This is a genomic window from Prosthecobacter sp. (genome assembly GCF_044232965.1).
GTDB lineage: Bacteria > Verrucomicrobiota > Verrucomicrobiia > Verrucomicrobiales > Verrucomicrobiaceae > Prosthecobacter.
On sequence record NZ_JBIIKX010000067.1, the window covers coordinates 20,760 to 31,482 of the forward strand.

Sequence of the window (10,723 nt, forward strand, 5' to 3'; positions counted from 1 at the left end):
ATCAATCCACCGCGCTTGCCGTGCCATCGGCCTGCTCGGGCTCCGAAGGCAGCATGATCGCCACGGCGGCGGAGGGAATGAACAGGAAGCCGGCATAAAGCAGCGCGGTGCGGAAGTCGCCCACCTTCACGAAGATGCCGAAGAACACCGTGCCGCCTGCGGCAACGATGCGGCCGATGTTGTAGCAGAAACCGGAGCCCGTGGTGCGCAGCAGTACGGGGAAGAGCGGCGGCAGGCACATGGTGAAGAGTCCAAACACGCCCTGGCACGCACCGATGGCGGCGAACTGCCATTTCGTGGCCTCCCAGCTCCACACCTGCGAGAAGGAGAGATACATGAAGGCAAAGTAGGCCAGCATCATGCCGACGATGGTGTTGCGGTAGCCAAACAGCTTCGCCAGACCACCGGCGATGTAGTTTCCGATCAGCGAGCCAAACATGATCCACATCAAGCCGGTGACGACGGCGGAGTCCTTGCCCGCTTTGTCGAGCGAGACGATTTCCGCGAGGCTGAGCACATGTTTTTGCTGCCAGAACAGGAAGGTCCAGTGCGCGGTCAAGGACACGGCGCAGATGATCATCACGCGCCACGTCACCCCGCGCACGGCAGGGCCAAACAACGCGCTGATCTTCGGCACCTCCTGGCCCACACGCGCTTGCTCCCATTCTTCCGTTTCAGGCACGGCTTTGCGAATCCACAGCGTGATCAGCGCGGGCAGGATGCCGATGAGGAAGATGTAGCGCGGTTCCTGGCCCGCCAGCAACCAACCCGCAAGGCAGGCGAGCAGCACACCGCAGTTCACCGCGCTTTGAAGCGTGGCCGCGATCCACGGCCGCCATTTCTTCGGCCAGGTCTCCGAAAGCAATGAAGCGCCCACCGCCCATTCGCCGCCGATGCCCAGCGCGGCCAGGAAACGGAAAATCAACAGATGCCACCACTCTTGGGCGAAGAACGAGAGGCCGGTGAAGCAAGCGTACGTCAGAATCGTGAGCGTCAGCGCCCGGCTGCGGCCCAGCACATCGCCAATACGCCCGAAGAACGCTCCACCCACGGCCCAGCCGACCAGGAACGCCGCCTGAATGATGGAACCATGCGTGCCTACGGTGGGATCGCTCTCCGGTACCAGCATCAGCTGCGCCACGAACGCCGTTGCGACGAGCGTGTAGAGATGCATGTCGAGACCGTCAAACATCCAGCCCAGCCACGCGGCGAGTCCGGAACGGCGTTGCTGTGGCGAAAGATCCCGCAAGCGGGTGATGTCAGGAGTGGCTGGCTGGCTCATGCGGGCGCGAGTCTTTCGCAGACCGCCGGGAATGGCAAGCACAGTTCGCTGCCTACCGCCCCTTCGAGAGCTTGTTGTACTTTTCTACCAGCTCGTTGAACTCACGCGTGCGGGCGTTCAGCTTCTCGATGGCGGCGTCGCGTTCGTTGGTCAGTTGCTTGAGCAGGGCGTTCTGTTTTTCGATGGCGCTGTTCTGGGCGGTGACGGCGGCGTTGTGATCCTTCAGAACGGCGCTGCCCTGGCCGAGGGCGGATTGCGCGGCGGCGAAGTTGGCCTGGGTCTGCATGAGCTCGCGCATGTAAATGGCGATCGTGATGCCGCGGGCGACGGAATCGCCGGAGAGATCGTTGTACTCGCGGGTCACCTCGACCAGCTTGGCCTCGACTTCGGCGCGCAGCTCGGTGAGTCGCTCGATTTCCTTCTCGTACTCACGCGCTTTGCGCTCCGCCTCGACGCGGGCGGCGTTTTCGGCCTCCAGACGCTTCACGAGATCGGTGATGTGGCCGCGCAGACGCGCCTCGCGCTGCCATTGCACGACACAGACGGCGCAGAGGCCGAGGGAGATCAAAACCAGCAGCGTGAGGAGCAGGCGCTTCATTTCGGCTGGGCGGCGGCGTTGGCCGGTTTGACGTTGAAGGCGACCTTGGTGAAGCCGACGCGCTTGGCGGCGTCGAGCACTTTCACGAGGTCGGCGTAACGTGTGTTCACGTCAGCGCTGATGTAAACGGGCGTGGCGGGGTCTTTGCCGAAGCGTTCGGCCAGTTTGCGGTCGAGTTCTGGCAGAGTGGTGGAGGTCTTGTCGAAGAAGACATCGCCGGTGGCATTGACGGCCAGATTGATCATGTCCGGCTTGAAATCGGACTGCGCGGAGGAGGCCACGGGCAGGTTGACCTTGATGGTCTGCTGCTTTGACATGGTGAGGCTGACCATCATGAAGGAGGCCAGCAGGAAGAACATCACGTCGATGAGCGGGATGATTTCCAGCCGCGTTTTGCGCTCGGGCAATGGAGAGTGCAGTTTCACGTCGTGATCAGGCCTTCGGAGTGACTTTATCGAAGCCGTGCTGGGCAGCGAGGATGAGAACGTTGTTCGCGGCGGCTTCGAGATCGAACTTCAACGCGGCGAGACGCGAGTGGAAGTAGTTCATGGGCACCAGCGTGCCGATGGCGATGCCGAGACCGGCGGCGGTGGCGATGAGGGCCTCGCCGATGCCGCCGGTGACTTTTTCGACGGCAAGTTCACTGCTGCCGATGCTGGTAAAGCTGCCCATGATGCCGGTGACGGTGCCGAGCAGGCCGAGCAGCGGCGCAAGCGTGACGATGGTGTCCATGGCGCTCAAAAAGCGGCCCGCATCCCGCAGTTCCTGGCCTGCAGCGACTTCGAGCGCGCCCTGCATGCTGGTGTGTCGATGGTTGAGTCCATGGTGGATCATACGCACCACGGGATCGGTCGATTTGGCGGCTTGGGTGATGGCTTGGGGGAGGTTTCCGGCCTCCAGCTTCTCATAAACCTCATCGAGCTGCTTCACGGAGCGCTTGGCGGTGAAACGCAGCCACCAGAAAACGCGCTCGATGAAGATGCAGATGGCAAACAGAGTCACCACCGCGATGGGGTACATGATGGGACCGCCTTTGAGGAAGAGATCGACGACGACGTTGGCGAGCATGTGGGGAAAGTAAGAGGTCAGGGGTGAGATGTGAGAAAGCTTTAACGCAGGCGGAAGGTAAGCGGGAGTGTGTAGCGATTGGAGGCTCCGCCGGGCCAGCGCCAGTTGCGACGCACCCAGGAGGCGGCGTAGCTGTCGAGAGCGCTGAAACCAGTGCTGCCGATGACGCTGACGCCTTCCACCGCGCCGGAAGGGCCGACACTGATGCTCAGGCGCACGGTGCCCTGCATGCCGCCGCTGCGGGCGAAGCTGGGGTAAGGCGGGGAGGGGAATTTGCCTTTGCCTCCGCTACCGGACGTGCCGGTTCCGCCTGCCGTGCCTGCCTGCGGTGTGGCAGAGCGTGTGCCGCCGCTGCTGGCGACCGGGGTGCGTGGGCGCGGCGGCGTGGGGGCGGGTTTGGGTTTGGCGACAGGATCGACGGGACGCAGGGCGTCCTCGATTTTGGGCGCGGTCGGGACGGCGAAAATGTCCTCCAAAGTCATCGCCTCGGCGATTTCAGGCAGATCGAGGCTTTCCGGCGGCATTTCGACGGTTTCGGGAATTTCCACCGGCAGCAGCGGTTCCTGCTCGGTCGGCTGCTCCTCGGCCTCAGCGAGGCTTTGCAGCTCGGCCATGGAGGTCTCGATCATCGGCAGATCGTCCGCTGTTTCGAGGTCTTGGAGCGTTTTGAGATGAATCGGCGGCAGGTCGGCGGCGAACATACCCACGATGCCGACCACGAGAAAAGTGGCGCTCACACCCACGACCCAGGACAGGCCAATGAGCGCCTCCAGCGTGCTCCGGCGCTGCCAAATCCCCCCTCTGGCGGAGCCGGAGGCAGGCGATTGGAGAGGCTTGGCAAGGTCGAAACCCATGGCGGGCAGCGTGTTTATCACCTGGGAGGTCATGTCACAAGGAGGAGGATGGTTGTTGAGCATGAATCGCAAGAAAGGAGCGTCAACTTGCAATTGAGACTCCATCGCAGAAAAAACTTGCGCGTTTAATCGACCTGTCCAAAATCCGCAAACCTGCGACAGAATCTCAGTATCACTCAATTCATGAAACCAAACCTGCTCCCGCACCTTCACCGCTCGGCCGGTCCTATGGCCGCTCTGGCCGCTTTGTTGTTCCTGGCCTTGGCCTCTCATTCGCGCTCGCAAACGGTGGGTGAGTCCAAACCGGCGGCTGCCAGATCCGCTCAGAACTTGCCTGAAATCACGATCACGGCCGAGGCCGAAGAACCGGCCATCAAGGTTCCCTACCTGCCGCCGGTGGAAGGGACGAAGGTGTATGCAGGCAAACGCGCCTCCATCATTGAACTCAAGGCACTGCCGGAAGTGATTTCCAACAACTATCGCCAAGCCTTTGCCCTGACTCCGGGGCTGCTCGTGGCGGAAGAAACCACCCCCCTGGTCAGCCTGGGGTATCGCGGCATCGGCAGCCCGGACCGCGCCCAGTTCATGCAAATCCTTCAGGATGGCATCCCCATCAGCGCCGATCCCATTGGCTATCCTGAAGCCTACTGGACGCCTCAGTTGGAGTCGGTGCAGCGCATCGACTTTCTGCGCGGCGGAGCCTCGCTGGTCTATGGCCCGCAACCTGCGGGGGCGTTGAATTATGTGACCCTCATGCCTCGTGCCGACCGTGCGCTGGGGGTGAGACAGCAGTTCATCATGGGCACGGACGATCTGATCTCGTCCTACACCGCCGTGGACGGAACAATCGGGAAGCTTGGCTATCATGGCTACTTTGCCCATCGTTCTGCCGACGGTTTTCGGCAGGCCAACAGTGATTATGAGACAAACGGCGGCCGGGTGAAGCTCGTTTACCAGCAGAATGAGGACACCCGCTGGATCGTGGGTGTGGATGCGTTCGAGCAGGAAAATGGCGAGCCAGGCGGCTTGAGCGAAGCTAGGTATGCCGCCGACCGCCATCAAACCGTGCGGTTCAACGACCGCTTCAAGCTGAGCCGTTACGCGTTGAGCATCGAACTGCAGCACCGCATGTCAGCAGACACTGAACTCAGCATCAAAACCTGGGCCGCGTACTATGACCGTTGGAGCCGTCGGCAAAACGGCGGCGGTTTCGGCACCGTCCCAGCGGGTGCGACGACCAGCATCGACCGGCAGGAGTTCTACAACTGGGGCATCGAGCCGCGCATCCGCCACGATTACGAAGCCTTGGGCGGGCAGCACACGATCAGCGCCGGGCTGCATTTTTACATGTCGCATTCGCCGAACACCACCAAAACCGGCCCCACGGTCACCTCGAACGACGGCCCGATCCTGCGCGACTCGCAGCGCGACATCCTCTACGGCTCCGTCTTTGTGGAAAACAAGTTCACCTTCGGCCGCCTCACCATCACCCCCGGCTTCCGCATGGAACTCGTGAACCAGGACATGACCCTGCAAAACTTCGCCGGGGCGGCGATGACGGAAACCAACAACAGCAAGTTCGACAAGCAGCCGCTCTTTGGTCTTGGCCTTGCCTACGATCTCGGCAGCGAGACCGCCGTCTATGCCAACGTCTCCCAAAGCTATCGGGCCACCACCTTTGGCCAGTCGCTCATTCCCGTGGCCGGTGGCACGGCGAACGACGCGGCTCCCAGCGTGGGCTGGCACTACGAGCTGGGGATGCGTGGCACTCCGCGCCCCTGGATCACCTGGGACAGCGCTTTGTTCCTGGTCGATCTCGACAACAAGTTCGGCACCGCAGGCACGGCGCTCACCAGCGTGGGCCGTTCCATCAACTACGGCTGGGACGGTGCCCTCCAGTTTGATGTCATCGGTGCCATGGACGCGGCGAACGGCACCCATCGGGGTGATCATCTCGGAGCGCTCAACCTCTATGCCAACGCCTCCATCATGGAGGCGCGCCTCACCGGCGGCGCGAACAACGGTGGCACGCCCCAGTTTGCCCCGCCCTACATGGTGCGCACCGGCGTCATTTACAGCCGCAAGAGCAAGCTCAAAATCGCTTTCCTCGGCACGTTGATGGCGCGTCACAGCGCCAGCGACACCGCCGTGGCCAGCTTCGACATTCCGGCCTACACCACCTGGGATCTCACTGCGGAAATTCCCGTGACCAAGCACCTCACTCTCATCGGCGGCCTCAACAACGTCTTCGACAAACAGTACTACGCCCGTGTCAACGCCGGTGGCATCGACCCCGCCTACGGTCGCAACTTCTACGTCGGCGGCAGCGTAAGTTTCTGATCCTCGTTTAGGTTGGATCGAGTTCCCTGCGGGGCGCGGAAGTGGTGTTTCGCCCCCGCAGGGATTTTTTGTGACTCAGGGCTTCTTCGGCAGTTCCACCACGCAGCGGAAGCCAAATTCCCGCTTTGACCCATCGGGACTTGGGAAGATGCGTAGGCTCCGCTCGACGGGACCCGAACGCGTGTCGGAAACGATGAACCAGCCGAAGTTGCGGAACCCACACCCTCGCAGAAACGGGGACGCCTGCTCCGAGGCAGTCGCCACTATGCACCACTCCCACACGTTGCCACCCAGGTCATGGATGCCCAGATGGTTGGGCAGGAAGCTCATCACTGGAGCGGTGCCTTCATAGCCGTCCTCGCTACCCCTGTAATTTCCATGCTTGATGCCCTCGGCCTGCGCCTTGAAATGCTCCTGTTTGTATTCATCGCGGAGTCGTTGTCTGTCAGCACCGTCTTGCTTGATGCTGACCGGCAAGAAGGGCGTGGGCCAGGGATAGATGTCGGTGATTTTCTGTGTCAGTTCCTCCGGGCTGATCTCGCGCGGGTTCTCGACCCCGATGGCGACGGCGAGGTTCCATTCATGCTCAGTTGGTAGTCGATAGGTGAGCCATTCCTTTTTCCCCAGCCACTGGCAGAACGCGGTGGCGTCATCCCAACTGACGTGGACCACGGGATGATCCTCTCCTTGCACCAAAGGCTTCCCGTCCACCACGGGGGCCTTCCAGGTGGCATCGGTGCCGGGAACAGTATCGGCATAAACCCGGTAATCCTGCCGCCGCGTCTCATGGATGCACATGAGCACCTTCGTCCCCGGCACCGGAACGAATTTCATACCGAGTGTGTTGGTGAAAGGCTTGTCCTTCGTCGCGCTGTTAGGCGAGGTATCGGAAGGCAGTGCGCTTGGCCCTCCAAGCGCCGCGTTGGACAGATTCGCCACCGAGGGGCCGCCTGCGGCGGCTGAAGGACCAACCGCCCTGTCTTCAGAAGTGACGACCGGAGCCAGGACGCAGCGGAAGCCGCCCTCATGCCCGAAGCGGGTCGATGGCGCGTGGCGATCTCGGCAAGATGATTTTAGAAAGCCACGGGAGGCGTCACGCCACGATGCACCGCGAAGGACGCGGACTTTTTGCTCCTGGTCAACCCAGTCCTCGCACCACTCACACACATTGCCGCCTAGATCATAAAGTCCGAAGCGATTCGCAGGGAAACTGCCCACCGGCGCTGTCTCCATAAAGTCGTCACGGTATCCTGCAATGTGGTCCTTGAGGGGGAGGTATTTGCCTGCCGCGAGTGCGAGCCGCAGTTCCTCTCCTGCGTAGTTGCCCGCTCCCACAGGCGGCGGGAACTGCGTTTCCCACGGAAAAACGTTCGAGATCTTCATGGTCTTCTCACTCGGCAGTTTTGACGCATCCTCATGGTCCCCGATGCCCACCGCACAGCTCCATTCGTGGTCGCTCGGCAGGCGATAGGCCGCACTCGTTGCGAGCTTGCCCGCCTTGCGCTCACGCTCGGTAAGCCAGGCGCAAAATGCTTGGGCATCGTCCCAGCTCACATAAACCGCTGGATGCGTCGCGCCTTGGTCGAACCTGGGCTTGTCCCACTTTCTGGACATCTCCGTCACAAACATCTCATAGTCCTGCACCCGCGTCTCCCACACGCTGAAGAGCACGCGCTGCTTGTCCGTCGGCCCGCCTGTGATGGGCACCGGCACGAACTTCATGCCGAGGCTGTTCACGAAGGGGGCGTCCTTCGTGGCTGAGGCTAGCTCTGTGGTCGCGGTTGCTGCCGTGGCGGCGGGCCACCCCACTGTGCTGGGTGCTTTGACTCCAGCGGGCACTTTGCGATCCTGCCCCAGAAAGAACATCGCGGCACCTATCGCGCCGAGCAGGCCGAGGGTGAGTAGCACCATCCCTGCGGAGGATTTCTTCTTCACCGGCACCGGTGTGCTCAACTGCGGCGGGCGGTGGGGCTGTGCCTTGCCGGCGGGGGAGCGGCGCGGGCGCGCCTCCTCGGGCAGGGTGGCCTGCAGACGCGTGGGCTCCATCTCCACCTGCTGCACCGGCTGGGTGAGGATGCCGTCGAGGTCGTGGCGCATCTCGCGGGCGCTCTGGTATCGCAAGGCGCGGTCCTCCCGCATGGCCTTCGCAATGATGCCGTCGTAGCGCGGATCGAGGCCGTTCACCTGGATGCTGGGCAGCTCGAACATGCCGTGTGGGAGCTTCCCGGTGAGCATCTGGTAAAGCATGACGCCTACGGCATAAATGTCCGCGCGGTGGTCCACCGCACTGCCAAGCATCAATGCCTCCGGGGCCATGAAATGCAGCGTGCCCATGGCCATGCCGCTCTGCGTGAGTCCGAGGGTCTCGCCACCGCTGGCGCTGACCTTCGCCAAGCCGAAGTCAGCCACCTTCACCACGCCGTCGTAGCCGACCATGATGTTGGCCGGCTTGATGTCGCGGTGGATGATGCCGCGCTCATGCGCGTAGGCCAGCGCGTCGCACACATGCGCGGTGATGGCCATGGCGTGCTCCGAATGCAGGCGGCCCTGCGCAGCGATCATGCGGGCCACATCCGTGCCCTCAATGAACTCCATGACGATGTAGAGCAGGCCATTGGCCGCTTCACCAAACTCATGGACTGCCACAATCCCAGGGTGGGAGAGCTTGCCTAGCGCCCGTGCTTCATTCTTGAAGCGCTCGGCAAAGCTGGCGTCAGCCTCCTCAAGAGTGTTGGAGAGGATTTTGATGGCGACGACGCGGTCCAATGAGACCTGTCGGCCCTGATACACCGCGCCCATGCCGCCACGGCCGAGCAGGCGCTCAATGCGGTATTGCGGGAGCAGCCTGCCCAACTCCTCGGCGCTGGGAGGCTCCCAAGATTTTCGCGGGCTGCTGACGGGAACAGTGGGCTTCGAAATCTCGGAGTCAGACGGCTCATTCAAAGCTTGGGAGAGCATGCAGCGCGGGCAGAGGCCGCCGGTGGACTCGGAGGGCAGCCCGGCACCGCATTTCGCGCAGGGCTTTGAAGAGGCGGAAGATTCGCTCATGCGGGATTACTGACGGAGGGATTGGCAATGGTCACAAACTTTTTTTCATGTGGCGAGCACGGCCAGGAGCGCGCGCATTTCCTCCTGCACCATGGCGGCGTCATCCACCGTGCCGGCGATCTCGGCCTGGAGGCACTCGCGGAAGCGCTGCCGCAGCCGTTTGACGGCCATCTTGAGCGCTGAGACACCCAAACCATGGTCAGCAGCCAGCGCTGCCTGATTCCCGTGTGCGGCATTGCCCATGAGCCAGGGCTTCAGCGCCTCGAACTGCGCGGCCCTTCCCTCGGCGGCGCATTCGGCCCGGAGCTGGTTCATGGCCTGCGCCAGCACGGTAAGCGCCCACTGGCGGTCAAAGGCGGCATCCGGCGAGGTTTGCCGTGCATCGGGGATGGCGCGCACAGCGGAAGCATCGTCATCCATCGAAACAGGCACGACACCTCCGCCACGCTTCAGGGCCTGCGCGGCCCCGCGCTGATGTGAAAGGAAGTGCTTCACCGCGCCAAGCAGGTAGGAGCGGAAGCGCCCATGCTCACGCTCCGCCCGCGCGATGCCGCCGCCTGCGAGCAGTTGCGCGAAGAACTCGTGCGTCGTCTCGCGGGCGGCTTCCGCGTCCCGCAACTCGCAGCGGAGGAAGGCGAGCACCGGCTCGTAATACACATCGCAGAGATCAGCCAGCGCCCGGCGTCCGTCCTCTGAGTTCGCTTTCGCGCTGCGCACCTGCGTCCACCGTGTGGTGTGAAAGGAAGCCGGGCTCATGCGCATCTGGGATCACTTTTCAACCACCAAATCCTTCACGCAGATCGTGCCGAAGCTGAAACCGATGCTGAGGTTGGTCTTGGGGCGTGAGAGGGAGGCGTGCTCGTAGGTTTGGGAGAAATCGCCGATCCTCACGGCGGCCTTTGGACCGCGCAGATCGACCGTCACAGCGGTCCACTCGCCCGGTTTGAGCAGAACGGTCGGCTCATTGCCGAGAGAGATGGACTTGTGGTCTTTTTCCCCCGGCGGAAAGGCACGGATGCCAGCGCCTCTGCTGCTCAGCACGATGCGGAAGACATGGCCGTCCGCGCCGTTGGCGGTGAAGACGATGGTCTTCGTGCTGGCGTCGGGTTTCACGGCGAAACGGATGGCCGCGTCGGTGTGGGCGAGATCGTAAAAGAGGATGGGGCCGTGGTCCTTGTTCTTTTTGTAGAGCGCGTCGTCCTGGGTGCAGGTGGCGGTGTTGTCGGCGAATTTCCAGTCGCCGCGTGAGGCGCGGCGTTGTTCGAGTTTGGGGGCGGAGAAGTCGTCTTTGAGCAGCGGGGCGTCGGCGGCAAGGGCTGCGGTGGTGCCGAGGAGGAGCAGGAGCGTTTTCATGAGAGGGGGATGAGTTTATATGTCATGAGTTAGGTGTTCCCATAACCTTTAACCCGTAACTCTTGACCGGTTAACAGCCTGTTGAAAAACCTCTCCTCCTGGGTGATGAGAACAACCCTGCATGTTTGAGCAACGCCAAACCAAGCAACGCCAGCAGGAACTCTGGATAGTCGCCGGAGA

Annotated in this window: 9 protein-coding genes; 1 reads left to right on the plus strand and 8 read right to left on the minus strand. The window is 62.4% G+C overall.

Going from position 1 to position 10,723, the window contains the following annotated elements; translation table 11 throughout:
* Window position 1 precedes the first annotated feature (1 nt).
* Genes ACILSI_RS21410 through ACILSI_RS21430 form a run of 5 tightly spaced genes read right to left on the minus strand, consistent with a single transcriptional unit; the run spans window position 2 to window position 3,835 of the window.
* A complete protein-coding gene (locus ACILSI_RS21410) occupies window positions 2-1,282 on the minus strand; it encodes an MFS transporter (RefSeq protein WP_395723958.1) in 1,281 nt (426 codons plus the stop codon).
* Window positions 1,283-1,334: 52 nt separating this feature from the next.
* Window positions 1,335-1,880, minus strand: a complete 546-nt coding sequence (locus ACILSI_RS21415) for a hypothetical protein (RefSeq protein WP_395723959.1) — start codon at window positions 1,878-1,880, stop codon at window positions 1,335-1,337.
* Window positions 1,877-2,305, minus strand: coding sequence for an ExbD/TolR family protein (locus ACILSI_RS21420; protein WP_395723960.1), 429 nt, complete (start codon window positions 2,303-2,305; stop codon window positions 1,877-1,879). Before ACILSI_RS21420 ends, ACILSI_RS21415 begins: the two co-directional genes overlap by 4 nt.
* Window positions 2,306-2,312: 7 nt before the next feature.
* Entirely contained in the window at window positions 2,313-2,948 is a 636-nt protein-coding gene (locus tag ACILSI_RS21425; protein WP_395723961.1) for a MotA/TolQ/ExbB proton channel family protein, read from the minus strand.
* 41 nt (window positions 2,949-2,989) lie between these two features.
* Window positions 2,990-3,835 carry an energy transducer TonB gene (locus ACILSI_RS21430; RefSeq protein ID WP_395723962.1) on the minus strand — a complete coding sequence of 282 codons (846 nt, stop codon included), beginning with the start codon at window positions 3,833-3,835 and terminating at the stop codon, window positions 2,990-2,992.
* A gap of 297 nt (window positions 3,836-4,132) precedes the next feature.
* Between ACILSI_RS21430 and ACILSI_RS21435 the strand changes: the two genes are divergently transcribed.
* Window positions 4,133-6,142, plus strand: a complete 2,010-nt coding sequence (locus tag ACILSI_RS21435; protein WP_395723963.1) for a TonB-dependent receptor family protein — start codon at window positions 4,133-4,135, stop codon at window positions 6,140-6,142.
* A gap of 75 nt (window positions 6,143-6,217) precedes the next feature.
* Here the strand turns inward: ACILSI_RS21435 and ACILSI_RS21440 are convergent, their stop codons facing one another.
* The 3 genes from ACILSI_RS21440 to ACILSI_RS21450 are packed head-to-tail and all read right to left on the minus strand — an operon-like array spanning window position 6,218 to window position 10,543.
* A complete protein-coding gene (locus ACILSI_RS21440; RefSeq protein WP_395723964.1) occupies window positions 6,218-9,190 on the minus strand; it encodes a bifunctional serine/threonine-protein kinase/formylglycine-generating enzyme family protein in 2,973 nt (990 codons plus the stop codon).
* Between the two features lie 45 nt (window positions 9,191-9,235).
* On the minus strand, window positions 9,236-9,946 hold the full coding sequence (locus ACILSI_RS21445; protein WP_395723965.1) for an RNA polymerase sigma factor: 711 nt from the start codon (window positions 9,944-9,946) through the stop codon (window positions 9,236-9,238).
* Between the two features lie 12 nt (window positions 9,947-9,958).
* On the minus strand, window positions 9,959-10,543 hold the full coding sequence (locus ACILSI_RS21450; protein WP_395723966.1) for a hypothetical protein: 585 nt from the start codon (window positions 10,541-10,543) through the stop codon (window positions 9,959-9,961).
* Window positions 10,544-10,723: the final 180 nt, after the last annotated feature.

Bases quoted from the DNA above. Each gene is read 5' to 3' on its own strand.
- ACILSI_RS21425 (WP_395723961.1), bottom strand. From the start codon at position 2,948: ATGCTCGCCAACGTCGTCGTCGATCTCTTCCTCAAAGGCGGTCCCATC.
- ACILSI_RS21445 (WP_395723965.1), bottom strand. From the start codon at position 9,946: ATGAGCCCGGCTTCCTTTCACACCACACGGTGGACGCAGGTGCGCAGC.
- ACILSI_RS21450 (WP_395723966.1), bottom strand. From the start codon at position 10,543: ATGAAAACGCTCCTGCTCCTCCTCGGCACCACCGCAGCCCTTGCCGCC.
- ACILSI_RS21430 (WP_395723962.1), bottom strand. From the start codon at position 3,835: ATGACCTCCCAGGTGATAAACACGCTGCCCGCCATGGGTTTCGACCTT.
- ACILSI_RS21410 (WP_395723958.1), bottom strand. From the start codon at position 1,282: ATGAGCCAGCCAGCCACTCCTGACATCACCCGCTTGCGGGATCTTTCG.
- ACILSI_RS21440 (WP_395723964.1), bottom strand. From the start codon at position 9,190: ATGAGCGAATCTTCCGCCTCTTCAAAGCCCTGCGCGAAATGCGGTGCC.
- ACILSI_RS21415 (WP_395723959.1), bottom strand. From the start codon at position 1,880: ATGAAGCGCCTGCTCCTCACGCTGCTGGTTTTGATCTCCCTCGGCCTC.